The following is a 22,279-nucleotide window of genomic DNA, read 5'->3' on the forward strand; positions in this document are numbered from 1 at the left end:
ATTTAATACTAAATGACCAATTCATAATTCCTACGACAAGTAATAATATCAATGACTAGTTCTTTTAAACTAGAGAACTATAATTGGGTTAATTACCAATCCGTTCTACTTAATCTATAATAATACAAGTTTTTTGGAATTTCTACCTTTTTATAAATATTTATTGGGAAAAAACCTAGTAATTGTTTCCAATTATTCTTTTAACTAGATTTATAGCTAACTAAATTTGATAATAATAGTTTTATATTCCATATAATCAAATAAACGAATTAGATATTACTATTTTGTCAATCATAAATACTATTGACCTACATTTTGTTATGTTATGACATTTTAGTGAAGTAATCGTTAATTACCAGCCTTATTCTTGATTTAAACTGGGCGAAACTAAGTATTTTTCAGGTATAATTTTCTTCGTCCACTCTCCTTTCTACGGGTATTTAGTGACACAAAAAAGACACCTATTGGAAATAGGTGTCTTTTTTGTGTCACTTCAAGTATTTCTTCAGAACCGGCTTCATTTTATCACTTACCAAATGGCTGCCGCCTCGTCCTTTTACGTCTTCCATCATCCAGGCCATGATCAGCTCTGGGTCTTCAGTATCCATGGCAACCAGCCAACCATTTTCGGTTCCGCTGGAATTCTTGGATGCTTTGGTCTCGGCTGTGCCTGTTTTCGTAGCCAGCTTCACGCCAATATCGTTTAAATCATGTGCGGTTCCTTTAGGATGCTCCACGACCTGTGTCAGCATCTTGGTGATCGTAGTTGCTTGATCTGCAGAAATGATGTTTTCTTTCAACGGTTTCTTTTCCGTTTTATCGCCTGTCACTAAGGAAGGGGCCATGATGTTTCCTTCATTTAAGAAAGCCGAGTAGGTCATCGCCAAGTGAAGGGTGCTCATTTGGACTTGGGCCTGTCCATAGCTCGCATCAGCCAGGCGTCCTTCACTATCGAGCTTCCCGATGCTTGATGCCTTAATCGGGTAGTCAAAGTTCAGGGATTCATCAAAGCCGAAGTCTCGGAGCCCTTTTGAGAATTTATCTTTGCCAAGTTTCAATGCTTGTTGGGCAAAGTAAATATTATCGGAATAGATGAGGGCCTTTTCCATATCGATCGGCACTCCAGGGTTGGAGACCCGTGTGATGGAATGGTCTTTCCAGTTCGATTTGGCCCATTTTGTCCCTTGAATGCTGAGTGCAGATTTAGGGTCGATTCCATTTTTCAATTCAATCGCCGCCGTTAGTGCTTTAATCGTCGATCCCGGTGCAAAGGTTGAACTGAACCGGTTCAGCAATGGCTTGTCCGGGTCATCTTCCAATGCCTTTTGTTCCGCGTTCGTGATGCCCAGTACATATTTGTTCGGATCAAAAGAAGGACTGGATACGAGTGCCAGTGTCTCGCCGGTATTCGGATCAAGTGCTGCCGCCGATCCCGCTTCGTTATCATATTGTTTGAAGATATCCTTTTGAAGCTCGGCATCGATTGTTAGCGTGATCGTTTCGCCTTCTTCAGCCGGTTTCTCGGCGATGATTTTTTCCTCGCCTTCTTCTGTCTTGATGAAGATCTTGCCGCCTGGTTTCCCTTTAAGGCGTTCTTCTAGAATTTGCTCGAGGCCACGTTTTCCGATGACGTCATTTGCGGTGTACCCCTTGCCTTTTAATTTCTCCAGATCTTCCGCCGAAGCCTCCCCCACATAGCCAATTAAATGGGCAGTGGCCTTTTTATAAGGATAGATTCGTTCCTCGGAACTGTTGGCAGAGACCCCTGGGATGCTTAACAGCTTATCCAAGGTTGCTGTCTCATCAGAAGATATTTGCTTGATGGGCACGAAATAACTAGGTTGCACCCATGATTGGTTCAATTTCTTTTCGACTTCATCCGTTGTCATGTTAAGAGTACCGGCCACCTGTTTGACGGTGGCTTTTTTGTCGCCCATTTTCTCTGGTACGATTCCAATTTCCGAAACCGTCCCATTCATCGCCAGGCCACGTTCATTCCGGTCGACAATTTCGCCACGGATGGCCGGGTAGGACTCGACTGATATCTTTTCACCGGCTTTGAGATCCGGGAAGATGTAGCTTTCATCCCATTTAATGTACCAATTCTCTTCCTTGTCTCTCTCTTCTTTGACAAGGGTCGCCTTATGGTCGGAACTGACAGCTCCCGCTAGCGTATTCATATCGACGGTATAAGCCAATTTCACCTTTTCATCATCTTTATGTTCTTTTGCTTCTTCCTCTTTTGGCTGTGTATAGCCCACCTTGACTTGGTCGGCTTCGATTCCTTTATAGATCTTTTTATATCGTTCTGCAAATTCGTCTGCACTGACTTGTTTCTTCGTATCAGCTGACAGATAATCATACATTTTCGCAAAATCTTGTTTATTCCATAGTTTCGTATAGGCCGCAAAGCGTTCTTCTGGACTAGGTTCTTCCGAGCACCCCGCCAAAAACAATACACTCATCAACAAACAGCCGAAAACTAATGCTAATCTTTTCATAATCTCCTCCTAGTGAACAGTAAGAATGATATCTATAGTTTATCAAAGGTTGGGAGGAAAAGGGGAAATTTGTAATGACACTTTCCCTCTTTTTACTATTTAGGATCATGAACACAAACAAAAGTCCTGCACATGTGCGCAGGACTTGATTGTTATAGCACTTTCTTTTTCCGGCTCTTTTGTTCTTGAAGCCATTTTTTCAAGAATAAGAAGCCCATGACAAAGGAAATAATCAGGCCGGATGATGTCACCAATACAGCCACCCATTCATACAGTGTGTAATTCATATAATCTTCCAACGTCAATTTCTTTTGCCAATCCTCTATATACAGGTTCATCCCGAATATGCCGGAGATGACTGTATAGATGGTAAGAATTTGCAGCAAGTAGTTACTGCTTTTCCCGGATAGCTTATCTTGGTTTTGGTACAAGTAGGAAAGCGTTTCTTTCACTTCTTGATAGAGCGGTTCTATCCTGAACACTTCTTTCGTCATTTTGAAGAGCTCTTTCCCTGTGAAGGTGCTGTTCACTTCAGCAAATAAGTATTTCGCGGAAAACTCGGTGATCATGAAGATTAGCAATTCCGTATCCGACTGGTCTTTTTCCACATCGATCTGGGAATGGTCATGAGCCAGCTTCAACAGGACTATTTTATAATAGAAGTAAAGCAGCATGGAATAGAAGTGTTGCCCGTACATTTCACTCGCAAGTTGGTTCTCTAGCTTGCCTGTCGCTTTTGTGACACAGGCAAAATGCCCCTCGCTCGTGACATAATACGTTTCCTCCCCCCAACGATCGTACACCCTCTCCTTGTAATACTTGTCAATATAGTTCGGGTTCAGGGCGCCGACATAGGGTTCTCCATCATTATCATATCCATTTAACTGACTCGTTCGGTATAAATCCGATTTGGTAATTTCTCGATCCTTCGGGAGATTCGTATAACTGAGGACAAACATGCGTTCATCCACGAAGAAAGGCAAACTTCCGAAGTAGGATGTGTGGTCTTCTTCGTCATCAATATATTTCTCAGCAGGAGGGATTAACTCATTGAAGACAAAATCTTTCACGTAATCATACTCATTATTCCTACAGCCGACCTTCATCTCGATTTCATCTTCCGCAATGGGTTCGAGAATCCGGAACGTATCCGTGAAATAAAGGACATCATCATAAGGAAGGTTCTCAGGCAATGTAACCCGGATATTAATCATCCCGATATGAAACGGGCAAATATAGATATCAATGGAGTTGATTATAAAAGCCGTTTTTAAGAATGGCGAACGGAACGTACATCCCAGATCCATTTTCTTCGAGAAACGGCGTATGCCCTCTTTCTGTTTTGAACTGCTTGGAAACAAAATGGGGACAATATTCGGCATAAAGTATTGCTCCAAGTTACGATGGGAAACTTTATGATCGCCATAAAAATCGTCCTGCAGGTCCATATTATCCAGATCCAAAAAGACAAAGTCATCCTTAAGCAACCGTTTGACAAACCCTTCGATTTTATTTCCTTCTAGCATGAACGGAAAAATAAATTGTTGGAAGGAGCGCTTGGTACGGTCGTTTTTTTCATTACTCATAGCCATATTTTTTTCCTCCGCCTTGACCGGGGTTCTCCGGTTCTCATTCACGTGCTCTTATTCACTTACCCCAGTTCTATCAAATAAAAACGAAGCATAATATGGTAAGAAAACGGACAAGCTTCTATTCCCCTCCACTCCTTATTTAACGGAAGGTAATTTCTGGTTTGAACAACCACAAAACGGGTACAAAATAATAAGAAGAATTTGGTAAGGGGGCGACAACGTGAAATCTGATACGAACAAATACCATTTCGAGTTATTAGAACGGGTAAAACCTACGGAAACAAACGACCGGAAGCGGATGAGCGAATTCATAAAGAAAATGAAAAACAATGCACAGAACTCTCAATTAACAAGCAAAAACTCATGACATATGAGATGTCATGAGTTTCTTTACGTTCTTAATATGCAACTTTTTTCTGATGATCTTGCCCCACGCAATTTTGAATGCCGATTACGTCCAAAAAGTGTTGAATTTTTTTCATAGAGCTCGCCTGGTATTCATCCACGATGGAAAACTCTTTTATATAAGCGATTTTTTCTTGACTACTCGGGTCAAGGAGTTCATCTGTATCTATATCATCTTGGTTGTATTTTTTCTCATTTGATTTCTTGCATGTGTAGACCACAGCTTCCCCAACCTTCTTGGCAGCCCTATCAAAATAGAAAGAAAATACAATGGCACATTCGTCATCATAAAAAGAGGGTTGAACTTTCATATTAATATCAATCATAATCCTTCCACCTCTCTCTGTTTTGTTACTCTTACTATAACAAACTTTCTACATGCATCCATGTGTTCATATAGCCCCTCACGTTTCTTCCACATCTTCCTATGCCCCCTTATATTGACAAATCATAGATAAATATAACTAAAGGCATATGCGTGAAAGAATATTTTAGATGAAGGCAAAAAAAAAGACACCCCATGCAAGAGGTGTCAGAGAATTATAATCTAACCGTCTATATTATGCTTTCGCATGAACTGATGGTAACTCATGTACGCTTGGTAATTCAGTTACTGATGTTAGGCCACCAACAACTACTACAGCTACTAGAAGAAAGGATACCGCCATCCCTTTAAGACTTTTTTTCATGGGTAATTCCTCCTTATTTTTAAAAAAAATATTGGATTTAATAGAAATAAATTCTATAGTTGTATTTAACCATAGATTTATCAAATACGTTTTCGTTGTGGTCATACACATTATATAAAGAAAATAAATCATTCTTATTTATTCTTCTATTTTTCACTATAAATATAACTCTAGGCATATTTTAAGGAGAGTTAACATGGATTTTTCAGCAGTAGGGAAGAAAATAAAAGAACTCAGAAAACAAATCGGCCTTTCACAAGAGGAACTTGCAGAGGGGATTTGCACGCAAGCACAGATTAGCAAAATCGAAAAAGGTGTTGTTTATCCGTACGCCACCACTCTATATATGATTTCCAGAAGGTTAGGTGTAGATGTTAATTACTTTTTTGATATAGGAATGACCCCTCGGTTAGACTATGTTCAAGAAGTCGCCCATCAATTGGAATTGACACGAAGGACCTTGAATTACCAAGATATGAGAGACATTGTTAAAACAGAGGAAAATAATCCATTGTTCACGCAAAACAAGCAAAATCAGCAATTGTTATTGTGGCATAAAGGGATATATGAATACATGATGAATAAAAACATGAATAAAGCGATAAAGCACCTAGAGGAGGCCATTGCTTTATCTGATATAACCGATAAGGTGTACTCTGAAAGGGAAATAGAATATCTGCTAAGTATGGGTGTAATATATTTCGAAGAACGACTTTATGAAAAAGCTCTATGTACATATAAATTAGCTCTTACACATATGAATCATCTACCATTTTTAAATGATAAAAAGATAAAGACCAGACTTTTTTATAATTCAGCACGAGTTTCCACCCGTTTAGAGGATTATGAATCTTCCATTATGTATTGTACAAAAGCGATCAAATGGTGTTTGGAAGAGTACCATATGTACCTTTTAGCTGAACTCCATTACCACCTGGGATATAATTACGAATTGCAAAGTAACTATAAACAAGCAAAAAAATATATGGAACGAGCCCGCCTCATATTCGATTTACAAAAACAAAACCGTTTTGTCACCTTTATCGATGAGAAATTCAAAGTGTGGGAAGCTCTCGTAGAAACAAATTAAGACCAAGCCATTCCCAACCCGGGAATGGCTTTTCACATTCCGACCACAAACATATTCCAAAACCTGTATACAACATTTCAAATTCCAAGCCCAAATGAAGTATAATAAAGAGATGACCTCGAAATGGGTGCCGGGAAATGGGGTCTGACCCCTTACCGAATACTACATACCCCTTGGCTGGCAAAGGTTTTTTGATTTTTGCTAAGTCTGGGAAATAGGGTCTGACCCCCGCATGACGTAGGTTTCATAGTTCTGTGGGGTTTGGAAGTAATGAAGGATTTGTGTGGGGTTGACGTGTTTGCTTGGTTTTCCTGTTTGGAAGACTTTGTAGCTGCTCCACTTATATTCGGCGGGGTTTTTGACGATATTGGCTTGTACAGGGTTTAAATGGATATAACGGCTCGTGGCAGTGAATTGCTCGATCGATTCGATTAAGACGGAATGGTAACGGCCTTGAAAGAGGTGACCATCATGGTCATGCCGTTTATTGAAGGAGATGGCATAGCGGGAATTCAGCTTATGCATAATATCACTAATCGGGGGTTGTTTCGTTTCGAGGAGTAGATGCACGTGATTCGTCATGAGACAGTAGCTATGGAGTTCGAAGTAATACCTTTCTTTCGTTTCCTCTAAATAACGCAGGTAACGAAGGCGATCCTTATCGTCTAAAAAAATATCACTGCGGCGGTTGCCGCGGCTAGTAATATGGTACATCGCACCAGGATACCATATCCTCGGTCTACGAGGCATGAACATCATCCTTTCCTATGCCGGGAAATAGGGTCTGACCCCCATCCGGTGTTGTTAAAGTACTGATATATCAATGATAATACAAAAATATAATTTTGGGAAATGGGGTCTGACCCCTAAAAGTGACCCCAAAAAGGAGGAGAGTATGGAGCGGGAGTTGTTGTTTGTTGGGGAGCGGCTGGCGGAGTTGTTGGAGGCCGGTGATCCGGATGATTTGGCTGTTGTGAATGAGGGTCTTCAGTTATATCGCCAGGGGCTCGTTGATCTGAAAGAGGAAGCGGAAGACTTGATTACCGCGGAGGTGCAGGATGTCACGCGCTATAAGGCAAGGCTGAACTTGCTTTTCCCTCAGGATGGAAGCTGCACCTGCGATTCCAGGTTTATTTGCCGACACCAAATGGCCGTATTCTTCTCCGGATATTCCGAGCACGCCAGTGTGTCCGATTGGGTTAGCGAATGGAACGCGCCAAAATCCACACCTACCCAGGCTTTGCAGCAGGTAAAGCGGGCAAGTGAAATATTTAAACATACAAAGGAGAAATCCATCATTTTAGAAAAAAGCTATCCATCATGGAAGCAATTCGTGCACGATACCTTCACTGAGCAAGTGGGGCCTTATATAGAGGAACCGCCTTACATGATTGAGAATCATATACAGACTTTCTTTAAACGTCTCAGCTCCAAAACCCCGATGGAACGGGAATGGAAGCTGCTTTATCATTTTGTGACCCATTTTTGTACGTTGCAGCTGACTATGAGAATGATCCAGCTACATAAAAGCAACACCCAAGCGGTCCGTGTCTTTTATGCGCTCGCCGCCGATTTGGCCGAAGAGCTTCATGAAACGGTGCAGCCACTGAGCAGACAGGCCCGTCCCTTTGCTTTTGATCCCTTCGTCTTTAGCATTAAGGAAGATGTAGCGAAGCTACTGGACGGCAGCGAAGGGTTGGAGTATGAAAAAATCGACCTCTACCGGGAAATCTGGAGCTACCTGTTCACCACATCTTCGTGGCGTAAAGAGGAGCTGAACCGAGTTCAGGAGGAACTGCCCAAGCAATATGCAGGCACGACGGAGCGCATTTCCTATACCCTGGCTACGATTCACCTATCTCTGATGGAGAATCAGGACCGACAAGCGATCGAGCTTCTCCACGAATTGAAGAAGGAAGCCTGTCCGTATATTTTTTATTGGCTGGAGTTCCTTTCCGATTCAGAGGACCGTACTCGGGCCATTCCTTTCATTGAATTCATCAACGCCCATGTTCAGGAATTCTTGATTGATCTATCCGATTATTATCAGCGGGTCGATTTTGTCCGGACCTTCACGACCCTGATTACAAGCTGTTGCTTTAAGTTGAAGCGGAATGACTTGCTTGAGAAATTCTTTCGGGCTACCCTTCCCCATAGCTATTGGAACTATGCGAACTTTCTTTTTGAACAGGGCCAATATAAAAAATGGGTGGAGATGCATATCTACTCCGAAATCAGCATTGACTTAATAAGCACTGAATCCATCAAGGAAGTCGTCTCGAAAGATCCGGAAGTGATGCTTCCCCTCTATTATCATGCGGTACAGGAAAAAGTGTCCTTGAAAAACAGGCCAGCCTATAAACAGGCAGTCCGTTATTTGAAAAAGATGCGTACCATCTATAAAAAGATGAAAAAGGAAGAGGTATTCGAACGGTATATGCAATATGTAGTCGATTCGACGAAACGACTGCGCGCTTTTCAAGAAGAATTAAAAAGGGGAAAGCTAATCGATGTTTAATACAGGAAAATTAAAAATCAAAATAGCGGCTCTCGAAAATGGATCCTACGTCCTTGGTGTCGTCAATGAAGATAATAGCTTTCTCAATACAAGTTACATTCGAAGACTGCTGTTCAACTGGGATGACGCCAGTTTTTATGGCACAAAAATGACGACAGATACAATAAACGAAAACCCTGTTTTCATTCTTGATGCCTGGGGACTGCTGAACTTTTTCGCGAAGGAAAGCTTTAACTCCTTTATAGAATGGGAATGGTCCGAGCTCTCATCCTTATGCCTATCCGCAGCCCCCGTACTTCATGAATCGATTGAAGCGGGGATTCCTGTGCCTGATTTCACGAATTTACAGTTGGACTCCATCGGCTGGAAACTGCCGGAAGAGGTCGAAGAAGAATTCCTTCCTTCCTTTTGGGAAGAGGAGATTCCTTTGGACCTCCCTTCACCTGAAGTGGAAACCAATCGGACTTTTATCGAGAAATGGTATAATGGCGCCGCTAATATGTATTTGAAGACCTACTCGCCGATGCACAATAAATGGAGCGAAGCGGTTGGGGCCTTAAAGGATTCAAGGCTTTCTCCGGAAGAGTTGCAGGCGTTTTTCGATCAGGACAGCTGGCAGGAATGGCTCGGTGTTAACCCGGATCCTAAACCCTTCGCCATCGGTCTACGCTTAACCGAACCACCTGAAGGAAATGGCCCATGGAAGCTAGACGTCACGCTTCGCTCTAAAAAAGATGAAAGCATCATCGAAACGTATACTGGCAAGAAATTGCCGCGTGGCTGGAATAAGTACGCAAGTGAAGTCGTACGGGCGACGAAACGCTGGCAGCTCGTCGTCCCATGGATTGGGGAAAAGGGCCGGTTAAAAAGCGAGCTATCCGAAATCGATGCCTGGGAGTTTTTGACCGATGCAAGCGAAAAGCTGCTATTTCTCGGTGTCGAAATCCTCCTTCCATCCTGGTGGGTCGCTTTGAAGGAATCCTCCCTCAAAGTGAAGGCAAAAGTGAAGAGCCAATCGAATCGCGGCCCTTCCTACGTTGGGCTGAAAGCATTGATGGACTTCGACTGGAGATTCTCCCTGAATGGTAAGGAGCTCACTGAGTCCGAGTTCGCGGAGCTCGTCGATGAGAAACGCAGGCTTGTCTATATCCGCGGCCAATGGGTCAAGCTCGACCCCGCTTTCATCAAGCAAATCCAGAATCTGATGGAAACTGCCAATGAAAAAGGCATCCAACTGACTGATTTGCTACAACAGGAGCTTTTAAATAGTGAAGGGGAAGAAATTGAGGATGACCCGGAAAACGGCGAAATGCTCCGAATTCAATTCGAATTGAATCAGGAGCTTAGAAAAATGGTCGGACGACTGCGGGAAACCAAGAACATTTCGATCATGCCAGTCCCTGGGACATTGCAAGGTGATTTACGGCCCTATCAAAAATTGGGCATGAGCTGGCTTCTGTTCTTAAGGGAATATGGATTTGGCGCTTGTCTCGCGGATGATATGGGACTTGGGAAAACCGTCCAGATGATTGCCTACCTCCTTTATGTCAAGAATGCCGAAACGACTGACAAGGAGCTACCTACCCATGAAGAAAAGGTGCAAACGAGCGAACCCATCATTGTCGATGAGGAAAGTGAAACGGAAAGCACCGATGAGGTCGAAGTAATCACCAACCCGCCTGAGCATGTTCCTGTTCAGGCCGCGTTGATTGTCTGCCCTACATCGGTACTCGGCAACTGGCAGAAGGAACTGGAAAAATTCGCTCCATCACTCAAGGTTCACCTTCATTACGGTTCGAGTCGGTCCAAGGGTGATGCGTTCATTAAAAAAGCTGCTACCCACGACATCATCCTGACTTCGTATGGCCTGACCCACCAAGATGTGGAGGAATTGTCCTCCATCCATTGGAGCAGTGTCATACTAGATGAAGCACAGAATATCAAAAACGCCCAAACGAAGCAATCCAGGGCGGTCCGCAAGCTTGATGGACGTCATCATATCGCCTTAACGGGTACACCGATGGAAAACCGCTTAAGCGAGTTATGGGCCATCTTTGATTTCATTAACAAAGGCTACCTGGGAACGCTTGGTCAATTCCAGGAAAAATACGTGACCACCATCGAGCGGGAAGAACAAAAAGATAAAATCAAAGAGCTGCAACGCTTAATTCAGCCCTTCCTGCTTCGTCGGACAAAACGGGATAAAGAGGTCGCATTGAACCTGCCTGATAAGCAGGAACAAAAAGAATTCGTGCCGCTCACCACCGAGCAGGCTTCATTATATGAACAGCTAATCAAGGATACCTTTGCAGACATCGAGCAGTTGTCCACCTTTGAACGCAAAGGGATCATTCTGCAGATGCTGAATAAACTGAAACAGCTCTGCAATCACCCCGCCCTTTATCTAAAGGAAACTGAAAAGGAAAACATCATGATGGCAGCTAGCCGATCCGGGAAGCTTGAGAAGCTAACGGAAATCGTGGATGCTGTCCGCGAGCAGGAGGAAAGCTGCCTCATTTTCACCCAATACATCGGTATGGGGAACATGATGAAAAAACTGCTCGAAAAACGCTATGGCTTTGAAGTTCCCTTCCTGAACGGAAGTGCGAACAAGAAACAGCGTGATGATATGATCACCCGCTTCCAAAATGGCGATTTCCCAATCTTCATCCTTTCGTTGAAGGCTGGGGGCACAGGCCTGAATTTAACGGCGGCAAACCATGTCATTCACTATGATCGCTGGTGGAATCCTGCGGTTGAAAATCAAGCCACTGACCGTGCCTACCGTATCGGGCAACAGCGGTTCGTTCACGTTCATAAATTGATATGTACCGGGACGCTTGAAGAAAAGATCGATCAGATGCTCGACAAAAAACAGGCGCTGAACGATGAAATCATCAGTAGTGATAACTGGATCACAGAACTTTCCACTGATGAAATCAAGGACCTCGTCTCTCTTCACTAAGTTTTGCTAGTTAGACCACTCAATAGCTTTCCTGATTAATCGGGTTTCAAGCTATGGGTGGTTTTTCTTTTTGTGTTCCAATCTTTCGGATTGACTATAAAAAAAGATTGGTAATTTCCATGACTGATCATGATATGCTCCAATGCCGTTGTAAGCGCTTCACCTTTATTGGGCAAATATCTCTCTGAGCGTTCTTCAATGATGACCTTTTCTCTATGGGGATCATATGTGATCGAAGTCTTAGCCATATCCTTTTCAAAAAGCGAAAGGGTTACATCCGGAATAAGCGGATATTCTTGATAAGACGAATCGTGCCGGGGTTCCTTTTCAAATGGAGAATTAGCAAGTTGAAGTGCATCAAAGAAACTCGTTTTTGCTAGTGACCTATCATAATTTTCATATTTAACTGTAACACCACGACCATATTCCTTCGTAGTCAGACCTTTTTTAAAATTCATCGATTTCCTCCTCTTATTTAGTTCCATATACCTATTTCGGTATCATCTTTTTATTTTCCTTCTCTATTTCAAAAAAAGAATGCTTCTCATGGATTACGTTATAAGCAACGTAATAATCCATCAAACGTGTGAAAGGGTGCATACGCAGCCTCAACATAAGAAAAGCAGCCCCCTCTGTAAAAAGGGAGCTGCCATTTTATTATCGTTTCGCTTTATAGATGTAGGTCGTTTTCTTCGTCTCATTTCCGGCAATATCCGTGACCTTCCATTCGAATGTATTGTTGCCCACTTCAAGTGGCAACTCAACATCCTCTATCGTTTCTTTGAAAGAACGCATTTTGTACGGTTCCTTAAATTCATGATAGAATACTTCACTTCCGTTCAAGTAAAGGCGGATTTCATCGAAGTTGTCCTCGACGGTCACATCCACTTTCGGGTTCGGTTTTTTGGCCCCTACCATCAGGGGTGCTCCTTTGACCTTCAAGCTTGGTTTCTTTGTGTCCACCATGAACATCCGTTTGAAGGAAATTGTATTACCGACTATGTCCGTTGCTTTAACCACGAAGCTTTGGACGCCGTCATTGTATTTCTTTTTATACGAGAATTCGTATTGTTTCTTCTCTTCATTATATTTCACTGGGACATTTTTATCGTCGATCTTGAATTCCTTGATGCCAGATGCTTCTTTAATGTACCCCGTAATCGTCACATTCTTCGTATTGGTCACGCTCAACACTTCAGGACTCGTGATAAAGACGGATGGGGCCGCTTTATCTTTTTCAACCGGCTCCGTATCCTGAGTCAAGTCCGCTTCATCTGTCTTTTCATTACCTGCGAAGTCTATGGCAACAACCTGTACTTTCTCACCCTTCACATCCGGCAAAGTATATTCTTTTGTATCCGCAGCAAGCGGTTCTGTTATGATTGATTTCCCGTCTATCTGTACATCGTAATACGCCAAGCCTGACCCTTTGGCATTATCCGATCCTTCAATGGTGACCACCTTGCCACTTTTTGAAATCTTGACCGTAGGTGCCACTGTATCGACTTTGACAGGGATCTCAAACGTCTGCCATTTAGCTCCCTCATAATCGATCACTGCTTTGACTTCATAGATATATTCACCGTCTGCAACGAGCTTATTATTGATTTTGCCCTCCCATTTACGGGCGGGGTCTAACGTATAGGCCGTCCCACTTCCGCCGTCATAATAGTCCTTCCGCACCTGATTCTCCGTACGGATTGTCCGGACCGATTTTTTCGCAGCATCCATGATGTTGTATTCTACTTTTTTCGCATTTCTCAAGAATGATAGAATCGGGATAAAATCATCCTGCGCTCCGTCACCATTCGGGGAGATCGCGATATATTTCCGGTCAAATATCTTTCCAACCGGCTCATAACCCAGGTAGGTAAAGTCTTCACCTGCAGTTGATACCGCCCCAGCCATGCCGTAGTATGATTCTTCATCATATTTCGTTCCGTCCAAGATAGGTGCCTTATCCCATTCTCCTTTGAACCCTACATATGGAACGTTCAGTTCTGGATTATTGTCTGCCGGGTCTTTCAGTGTCACGAACCCTTCAACAAAGTACCCATTTGGAAAGACCTTATCGATTGCGACTGGCGTCTGGAGGTCGTCCCCAAGCACCTTAGCCTTGGACAGGTCCACCTTCACTTCAATGTTGACCGATTTCTTTGCAGGTATAGTGATTTCTTCTTGTTCACGGTTATTGATTTTTATCGTAGCATCCTGAATTTCCTGTGCTTCTAATTGATTGGCTGCATAACCAAGCTGTCCCTGAATCGAATAGTCTGTTTGGATATTCCCCAATACATCATATTTGACCGCTTCGTCACTTATATTTTCAACCTTCAAAGTAAAAGCGAACGTATTTCCAACTTCTTTCAATGCAACCTTCGCAACATTCGTAAATGCCTCGGTCACGACCACCGGCGTAGCCAACGCGGAATTCAATTGCATGATCCCGGCTCCCTGCCTGCGCGGCGAGTAGGGAATATCCCACCCAAATGCAGCATTGACCATTCCTTGATCGGTTACAGGTCGAGAGGTATTCATCATTAGGTTTTTGGCCAGGTTTGCCCGGTCGAACCCTTTTGCGTTCAAGTCTTTATCGACTCTTTCCAATACGAGGGCAGAGCCTCCCGATACGTGAGGAGCCGCCATCGACGTACCGCTCATCATGCCGTATTCATCATTGTTCAATGTCGAATAGATTTGTCCGCCCGGCGCTGTGATTTCCGGTTTGAAATCAAGGTTCGGTGCGACGCCCCATGAAGTAAAAGCACTCATTTTCCCAGCCTCGGGATTAGCTGATTTCACCTTATCCCCCTTGAAAGTGAGCGTCACTTTTTCACCTTCCGATAAGGCGGCTTGTAGCTTCGCACCATCCGATTTAAGCATGAATAGCTGTGGAATCGTTATGCTAGGCTCTGTTGCCATGGATACGTATCCATCGGCATTGTTATAGATGATGACACCTGTTGCTCCTGCATTCTGAGCATTTTGCGCTTTTTCGATAAAAGTGATTCCCCCACGCTCGATAAGGGCAAACTTGCCTTTGACATCCACCTTGGCTAGCTCCTCAGGGGTTCCAAGGCCTGCATCGACTAGTTCGTGCGTCTTTTCCTTTAAAGCGTTAGGATGCACACTGGAAGCCGACATGAACGGTGCTTTCCCTTCCTGCCCGTTCAACTGATAGGTAGCAGCATCTAAATCAAGATAGTTGTTTTCAATCGATGCCACTTGAAGCGAATCATAGGCAAGTCCCGGAGAACCCGCTATGCCGATGTCTGGATTCGTTGCCCATGGATTCGCGAACCCATTTCCAAAGTGGGCAGAGTTTCCTGCGGAAATCGACATCACGATTCCATTTTCCACGGCCCTTGATACGGCCTGTTGCTCAGGATCTTCCTCTGAGACGAAGCCTGCCGTCGAACCAAGACTCATGTTCAAGACATCTGCCCCAAGAATAATGGCATCATCAATGGCCTTGATGTAAATATCCCCCCAGGTCGTCTTCACAGCAGGGTCATTCCCGAACACCTTCAAAGCTAAAAGCTGGGCTTCAGGGGCCACCCCTTTAATGCCGCCATTCTCTTCATCCCCATTAGCCGCTGCGGTCCCGGCAACGTGCATCCCATGCATCGAAGCTCCCTCAGCAAGATCGAGGATTTCTTGATTGTCATCCATATAGTTATATCCGTAAGGGACCTTTTCCGTATAATACTTTCCAAGTAACTGGTTGGCTTGTATCATTTCACTGACTTCCGTTTTCGTCAGTTCTGCCTTTGAAGCATCACTGAGGATCATGTCACGGTGAGATGGGTCAATCCCGGTATCAATGATTCCGACGACCATCCCTTCCCCCGTATAGCCGTACTCCCGCCAAGCTTCCTGGGCTTGGACCAGTTCCTTGCTATATACCATATCCGGTTTTTCAACAGGTCGTTTATATTCATTCGCAATATGTACTTCAGCCACTTCAGGCAAGGCTGCCACTTCTTTGACCTCTCCATATTGTAGCTCTGCACTGAACCCATTCAAGACTGTCGTAAAACTTTCAAATTCCTTTAAAGCTATCTTCTTCTCTTTTACTTTATTTTTCACTTTTTTCTGGCCTGATAGTTTTTTAGACTTCAATTCTTCCCTTTTGCTTTTAGAAAGGTCTTTAAATCGTTTACCTTCCTTAGAGGCATATTCAATGGCTGGGGCTTCCTTCATCTGTACGATTACCCTAACCTTTTCATCGGTTTTGTACTTCTTATCTGTCTCTTCTTTCTTCAACTTCAGGATACTTTCCTGATTTTTCTGTCCCGCGCTCTTTCCAATCGAAGGATCAGGAAGATTGGCAGCGGAAACCGTTGCTGTAAATACTAATAGAAAGATTGCTAGAATGGGCAAAATGCGTTTAATCAATGAACGATTCCTCCTATAAAATTAGAATTTTCTATATTTTCCCTTATAGGTATAAAAGTATCACACCCTTTATCATGAATTTAAGAGATAATAGTCACTATTTTCCTAGAAGACTCTAGTATAATATGTTTATTTTTCAATACCTGTCATTATTAAGAGATTATGGAAAATATCAAAGCACAAAAAAGGCGGTGATTCGGAAAATCACCGCCTCTTCCTCTTTAGTTTTTCATTCTTGGATCCAATGCATCACGTAGGCCATCGCCCATCAGGTTGAAGCCAAGTACGGTCAACATGATGGCGATCCCTGGGAATAGAACGGTCCAAGGCGCCTGAATGATGAACTGTCTCGAATCAGCAAGCATTTTTCCCCATTCAGGTGAAGGTGGTTGTGCACCCAGCCCAAGGAATCCAAGCGCCGCACACTCAATGATGGCGGTCGCTATCGCTAAAGTCCCCTGAACGATGATGGGCGCAAGGCTATTCGGCAGGACGTGGTGAATCAAAATCCGACCATCCCCCATACCGATTGCCTTAGCGGCCGTTACATACTCCTCTTCTTTTACAGTCAAGACCCGTGATCGTAAAAGTCTACCGAACGTAGGCACATTGACGATTGCAATCGCGATGAGTGCATTGCGCAGGGATGGTCCCAATACGGCAACAACCGCTATGGCTAGCAGGATGCTCGGAAACGCCAGTACAATGTCAAACAGCCTCGAAATGATCGTGTCGATCCACTTGCCATAATACCCGGCAATGATACCGAGGAAAGATCCGACCACTACAGAACCGGCCACCGATAAAAAGCCGACCCATAGAGATAAGCGAGAGCCATAGATGATTCGGCTCAAGATATCGCGGCCAAACTCATCCGTGCCAAACCAATGCTCTGACGAAGGGGACAAATGTTTATCGCTGAGCTTCTGCCCTTCGTAGGAATAGGGTGCAATAAGCGGGGCGAAAATAGCCAGTATAATGAAAAATAGGACAATGCCGAGGCCAACCAGGGCAACCTTATTTTTCTTGAAGCTTTTCCAACCTTCCTTCCAGGGAGAAATGGCTTTTTCCTCTACCTCTTGAGGGGGAATGATCGGCGGTGTATTCGTAACAATTTCAGCCATGAGATATCCTCCCTATTTATATTTAATCCTAGGATCAATCGCTGCATACAAAAGGTCCACAATCAAGTTAATCATGACGAACAAAAAGGCGATGACGAGAATTCCCGATTGAATGACCGGATAATCCCGGTAAAGGATAGCTTCATAGATATATGTTCCAATACCCGGCCATCCAAAGATGGTTTCCGTTAAAATCGCGCCACCCAATAGTAGACCCGTTTGCAGACCGATAACGGTGACCACTGGAATTAAAGCATTTTTCAGGGAGTGCTTATAAACCACCCAGAACATTTTCATGCCCTTCGCGCGAGCCGTCCGGATGAAATCGGACCTCATGATTTCTAGCATGGATGAGCGTGTCATTCTCGCAATGATCGCCATCGGGATGGTTGCAAGTGCAATGCCCGGTAAGATAAGGTGTTTCACCACTTCAATGAACTGATCGAACCTACCGGAAACAAGGGTATCTATTAAATAAAAGCCCGTTATCGCTTCCACAGGGTCTCTTATATTGTCCCGTCCCGTTGTTGGAAGCAAGTCCCACTGAATCGCAACAAGATACTGTTCCATAAGGCCAAGCCAGAATATCGGCATCGATACGCCAATTAATGCAACAATCATGGCCGTATAATCAAACCAGGAATTTTGGAACCATGCCGAGATGATCCCGGCATTTACGCCGATAATGACCGCTATAATCATCGCAATCAGGGCCAATTCCATCGTGGCCGTCAAGTAAGGCCAAATTTCCTCTGAAACAGGGGTATTCGTTTTTAGAGAAACCCCCAGATTGCCTGTTAACAGGCCAATTAAGTAATCCCAGAACTGAATGAACCATGGTTGGTCCAAACCAAGCTCCTTTGTCATGGCAGCGACGGCTTCTTTCGTTGCCTGCTGCCCTAATATTACCTGGGCGGGGTTTCCCGGTATCGCCCGAATCATCATGAATACAATAAACGCCATTCCGAGAAGCACCGGAATGAGAGAACCCAAACGTCTTATGGTATAGGAAAACAAAACACTCACCTGCCTTTTTTACACATGGGCTTTTAATCGCCCTTCATTCTTTAAATCTTTAATTCACATGACAAAACCGGGGAGCATACATTCATACCCCCCGGTCCGTACAATTAATTTTCGATTGACACGTTAATTAGAGACTGAGAACCTGTAGGATGCGGAACGAATCCTTTGATTGTCTTAGTACCAGCTAATTGTGGCAACGAATGTACAAGTGGTACCCAAGGTGCTTCTTCATGTATGATTTCCTGTGCTTTTCCGTATAGCTCATTACGTTTCGCTTCATCTGCAGTAGATTGAGCTTCAATCAATAATTTATGAACTTCTTCGTTTGCATAGCGAGAGTAGTTATTCGAGCCGATTGTATCTTTATCCAATAATGTATAAAGGAAGTTATCGGCATCTCCATTATCACCAGTCCAGCCAAGCATGAACGATGGAGCTTCACCGGCTTGTACTTTTTCCAAGTATGCAGCCCACTCATACGTCATGATATTGGCTTCAATATTGACTTGTTTCAGACTTGCTTGAATGGCTTCAGCGACTTTTTGTCCATCAGGCATATATGGACGTGGTACCGGCATGGCCCATAGATCCATTTTGAATCCATCTTCAAGACCAGCCTTTTTCAAAAGTTCTTTTGCCTTTTCTACGTTGTAATCATAGTCTTCAATTTCATCATTGTATCCAGAGACGGATGGTGGCATTGGATTCTTCGCAGGCTCAGCCGTTCCTTCAAAGAAGTTATCGATGATTTCCTGTTTGTTGATCAAATGGGAAATGGCTTGACGCACTTCCTTTTTATCAAATGGCGCTTTTTCAACGTTAAATCCAAAGTAGCCAACGTTCATGGATGGACGTTCAAAGATTTGAAGGTTTTTGTCCCCTGTCACTTTGCTGATATCACTTGGGTTCAATCCGTCCATTAGGTCGACTTCACCTTTGATTGCTGCATTCAAACGAGCCGAGTTATCTTTGATGACTTTAAACGTGATGCCATCAAGTTTTGGCAATCCTTCTTGCCAATAGTCTTCATTTTTCACGACTTCAATCGTGTCGCCTGGTTTCCATGATTTGAACTTGAAAGGACCCGTTCCAGACGGATTCTTGCCGAAATTGTCTCCATCTTTCTCAACTGCCGTTGGACTTGCAATGGCAAATGGTGACATCGCAACGTTTTTCAAGAATGGTGCTTGTGGGCGTACTAGTGTGAATTCCACTGTGCTATCATCAAGAGCTTTTACTTCTTTAATCACGTGGCCTTCGTCACCTTCAAAGCCACCGAACATGGAAGCATAGTAAGCAAATTTCGCTTCATCCTTACTTGTTGCCCAGCGCTGAAAGTTCTTAACGACCGCTTCCGCGTTGAAATCCGTGCCATCGTGGAACTTAATGCCTGTTTTCAGCTTGAACGTATAAGTTTTCGCATCTTCGGAAACTTCCCATGACTCTGCAAGACCCGGTTCGATTTCCGTATTGTCTTCTCCGTATTTCACAAGTGTTTCATAGATTTGCTGTGTGACGATATAAGACTCGCCATCCGTTACGATAGCAGGATCAAGTGAAACCGCATCTCCGCCTTTACCGTAGATTAAAACCCCGCCGCCCTTTGCCTCGCTTGAGCCGCCTTTTTCGTCATCCTTATCTTTCGATGTTGATGATGAACAGCCAGCAAGCGCAAGTGAAATGGCTAAAATACTGGTTAACAATAAAGCTAATGTCTTCTTCATATTCTTCCCCCTATTTTCTATAAATTTATGTATACGTCCTATCAATTATATAAATGACAAGAGACGTAGTGACCTGGTTTGTGTTCCTGTAAAATTGGTTTTACAGTCTTGCATTCTGGCATCGCTTTCGGGCACCTTGTATGGAATGTGCATCCGCTAGGCGGGTTGGATGGACTCGGGACATCGCCCTGCAATATGACCCTATCGCCCTTATATTCTACATCCGGAATCGGAACCGCCGATAGTAAGGCTTGTGTATACGGATGTAGCGGATCTTCATAAAGCCCTTCACTTTCCGTCAATTCAACAATATGTCCTAGATACATCACGCCTACCCGATCCGAGATATGCCTGACGACTCCGAGATCATGGGCAATGAAAAGATAAGTGAGGTCAAAATCCCTCTGCAAATCTTGTAGGAGATTTAACACCTGTGCTTGAATGGAAACATCCAAAGCCGAAACAGGCTCATCCGCGATAATCAGCTTCGGATTGACGGCTAGTGCCCTGGCGATGCCAATGCGTTGCCTCTGACCACCACTGAACTGATGTGGGTATCGTTTGGCATGGTAACTGCTTAACCCAACAACCTTAAGTAGCTCCTGCACACGCTTTTTCCGTTCTTTCTTATCTTTGACACCATGGACGATGAGTGGTTCTTCCAATATCTTTTCAACCGTGTGCCTAGGATTGAGCGAGGCGAATGGATCTTGAAAGACCATTTGCATTTCGCGGCGCATCTTCCTCATTTCACGGGTGGATAGTGTCGTCAGGTCCTTACCCTCAAAGTAGACATTGCCTTCACTTGGCTCGAGTAATCGAAGCAAAAGTCTGCCCGTCGTCGATTTACCGCACCCGCTTTCACCGACAAGGCCAAGCGTCTCACCTTTGTTTATGGAGAATGACAAGCCATCGACGGCTTTCACCTCACCGATCGTTTTACCGAGCACTCCCCCTTTGATTGGGAAATGCTTCTTCAGGTTTTCTACCTTAACTAATGGTTGAGTCATGCAATGGTGCTCCTTTCGCATCTTCGTACAGCCAACAACGTACTTGTTGCCCTTCATCAAACGCCAGAAGAGACGGGGTTTCATTCAGGCATTGCTCCATCGCATGAGAACAGCGAGGGGCAAACTGGCAGCCAAGTTTGCTCGTACCCGGTTTTGGCACATTTCCAGGGATTGAATAAAGCCGTTCCTTCTTTACGCGCATATCAGGAATCGATTGCAGGAGGCCAATCGTATACGGATGCTTAGGGTTTTGAAAAACCGTTTGCACTTTTCCCTCCTCGACCACCCTTCCGGCATACATGACAATGACACGCTCACACATTTGTGCCACTACACCAAGGTCATGGGTGATCATCATGATTGCTGTATCTGTCTCCTTGTTCAGGTTCTTCATCAATTCTAAAATCTGGGCTTGAATCGTGACATCCAAGGCCGTGGTCGGCTCGTCCGCTATTAGAAGCTTTGGCTCACAAATCATGGCCATGGCAATCATGACACGCTGTCTCATCCCGCCCGAAAGCTGATGAGGGTATTCATCTATCAGTTCTTCGGCTCGTCCAAGCCCAACCAACTTCAACATTTCGACCGCTCTTTGGCGGGCCTGTTTTTTATTCCATTTTCTATGTATCCGAAGTGTCTCCACCAATTGTTCTCCAATTGTGAAGACAGGGTTCAAGCTTGTCATTGGTTCCTGGAAGATCATAGCGATTTCATTTCCCCGAATCTTTCTCATTTTAGCTTCAGATGCGTTGGCAATGTTACTTCCCTTAAACAATATTTCCCCTTCTACCTTACCGGTAGGCGAAGGCACAAGCCCCATGATCGACAAAGAGGTTACGCTTTTCCCACAGCCCGATTCCCCGACAATTCCTAACACCTCACCAGGATTGATATGAAAATCGATGGAGTTCACGACAGGAATTTCTCCATCGTCAGTACGAAAACTCGTTCGTAACCCGTTGACTTCAATAATTGGAACACTCATAATATCACTTCCTTTATATCCATATTTTACATTTTTAATATTATTTGGTTTATTATTACATCAAACTTAACATTTTACAATATATTTTCTTAAAATTCTAACTTAACAGAATAATATTTTTTAATTAGTTCTATAGTATTAGCTTCATAAAAAGAATGGGGCTGTCCCAAAAGTCAGGAAAATGACTTTTAGGGCAACCCTTTTTTTATGAAATTTATGCACAAAAAAATCGCCCTTTTTAGTAAAATGAAG

The 22,279-nt window shown here is 43.7% G+C and carries 16 protein-coding genes; 4 read left to right on the plus strand and 12 right to left on the minus strand.

Translation table 11 applies throughout. The annotated features are described in order from the left end of the window. Positions 1-488: 488 nt before the first annotated feature. Together ACQKIC_RS13820 and ACQKIC_RS13825 are read right to left on the minus strand one after the other, a co-directional pair. The gene (locus ACQKIC_RS13820; protein ID WP_427591496.1) at positions 489-2,501 is read right to left on the minus strand and encodes a penicillin-binding transpeptidase domain-containing protein; all 2,013 of its coding nucleotides are present in this window, start codon (positions 2,499-2,501) and stop codon (positions 489-491) included. Between the two features lie 152 nt (positions 2,502-2,653). Further along, entirely contained in the window at positions 2,654-4,093 is a 1,440-nt protein-coding gene (locus tag ACQKIC_RS13825; protein ID WP_427591497.1) for a hypothetical protein, read from the minus strand. A gap of 220 nt (positions 4,094-4,313) precedes the next feature. On the opposite strand from ACQKIC_RS13825, the gene ACQKIC_RS13830 reads away from it, so the two are divergent. Next, the gene (locus ACQKIC_RS13830) at positions 4,314-4,460 is read left to right on the plus strand and encodes a hypothetical protein (RefSeq protein WP_402870450.1); all 147 of its coding nucleotides are present in this window, start codon (positions 4,314-4,316) and stop codon (positions 4,458-4,460) included. A 31-nt stretch (positions 4,461-4,491) separates the two neighbouring features. Here the strand turns inward: ACQKIC_RS13830 and ACQKIC_RS13835 are convergent, their stop codons facing one another. Next, entirely contained in the window at positions 4,492-4,824 is a 333-nt protein-coding gene (locus ACQKIC_RS13835; RefSeq protein ID WP_402870447.1) for a hypothetical protein, read from the minus strand. A gap of 234 nt (positions 4,825-5,058) precedes the next feature. After that, positions 5,059-5,187: a hypothetical protein gene (locus ACQKIC_RS13840; protein ID WP_402990422.1), complete on the minus strand. Its 129-nt coding sequence runs from the start codon at positions 5,185-5,187 to the stop codon at positions 5,059-5,061. 196 nt (positions 5,188-5,383) lie between these two features. Here ACQKIC_RS13840 and ACQKIC_RS13845 point away from each other — a divergent pair, with 196 nt between their 5' ends. Beyond that, positions 5,384-6,277 (plus strand): helix-turn-helix domain-containing protein, encoded by an 894-nt coding sequence (locus tag ACQKIC_RS13845; protein ID WP_402990426.1) that lies wholly within the window; start codon positions 5,384-5,386, stop codon positions 6,275-6,277. 201 nt (positions 6,278-6,478) lie between these two features. Here ACQKIC_RS13845 and ACQKIC_RS13850 read toward each other — a convergent pair whose 3' ends face one another. Beyond that, on the minus strand, positions 6,479-7,027 hold the full coding sequence (locus ACQKIC_RS13850) for an REP-associated tyrosine transposase (RefSeq protein ID WP_427591499.1): 549 nt from the start codon (positions 7,025-7,027) through the stop codon (positions 6,479-6,481). A 145-nt stretch (positions 7,028-7,172) separates the two neighbouring features. Between ACQKIC_RS13850 and ACQKIC_RS13855 the strand changes: the two genes are divergently transcribed. Next, a complete protein-coding gene (locus ACQKIC_RS13855) occupies positions 7,173-8,795 on the plus strand; it encodes a hypothetical protein (protein WP_427591500.1) in 1,623 nt (540 codons plus the stop codon). Next, positions 8,788-11,760, plus strand: a complete 2,973-nt coding sequence (locus tag ACQKIC_RS13860) for a DEAD/DEAH box helicase (protein ID WP_402990433.1) — start codon at positions 8,788-8,790, stop codon at positions 11,758-11,760. Before ACQKIC_RS13855 ends, ACQKIC_RS13860 begins: the two co-directional genes overlap by 8 nt. Before the next feature lie 35 nt (positions 11,761-11,795). Here the strand turns inward: ACQKIC_RS13860 and ACQKIC_RS13865 are convergent, their stop codons facing one another. The 7 genes from ACQKIC_RS13865 to ACQKIC_RS13895 form a co-directional block, all read right to left on the minus strand. Next, positions 11,796-12,218 carry a hypothetical protein gene (locus ACQKIC_RS13865; protein WP_402954813.1) on the minus strand — a complete coding sequence of 141 codons (423 nt, stop codon included), beginning with the start codon at positions 12,216-12,218 and terminating at the stop codon, positions 11,796-11,798. Positions 12,219-12,417: 199 nt separating this feature from the next. After that, positions 12,418-16,158: a S8 family serine peptidase gene (locus tag ACQKIC_RS13870; protein WP_427591501.1), complete on the minus strand. Its 3,741-nt coding sequence runs from the start codon at positions 16,156-16,158 to the stop codon at positions 12,418-12,420. 221 nt (positions 16,159-16,379) lie between these two features. Then, entirely contained in the window at positions 16,380-17,282 is a 903-nt protein-coding gene (locus ACQKIC_RS13875; protein ID WP_402870427.1) for an ABC transporter permease, read from the minus strand. Positions 17,283-17,294: 12 nt separating this feature from the next. Further along, positions 17,295-18,299: an ABC transporter permease gene (locus tag ACQKIC_RS13880; protein WP_402871314.1), complete on the minus strand. Its 1,005-nt coding sequence runs from the start codon at positions 18,297-18,299 to the stop codon at positions 17,295-17,297. 113 nt (positions 18,300-18,412) lie between these two features. Continuing rightward, positions 18,413-20,032, minus strand: coding sequence for an ABC transporter substrate-binding protein (locus tag ACQKIC_RS13885; RefSeq protein WP_402954819.1), 1,620 nt, complete (start codon positions 20,030-20,032; stop codon positions 18,413-18,415). A 41-nt stretch (positions 20,033-20,073) separates the two neighbouring features. Next, positions 20,074-21,042 (minus strand): ABC transporter ATP-binding protein, encoded by a 969-nt coding sequence (locus tag ACQKIC_RS13890; RefSeq protein WP_402954822.1) that lies wholly within the window; start codon positions 21,040-21,042, stop codon positions 20,074-20,076. Further along, positions 21,023-22,027, minus strand: a complete 1,005-nt coding sequence (locus tag ACQKIC_RS13895; protein WP_402870419.1) for an ABC transporter ATP-binding protein — start codon at positions 22,025-22,027, stop codon at positions 21,023-21,025. Before ACQKIC_RS13895 ends, ACQKIC_RS13890 begins: the two co-directional genes overlap by 20 nt. Positions 22,028-22,279 lie beyond the last annotated feature (252 nt).

The organism is Peribacillus sp. NPDC046944 (genome assembly GCF_050272735.1).
Taxonomy (GTDB): domain Bacteria; phylum Bacillota; class Bacilli; order Bacillales; family DSM-1321; genus Peribacillus.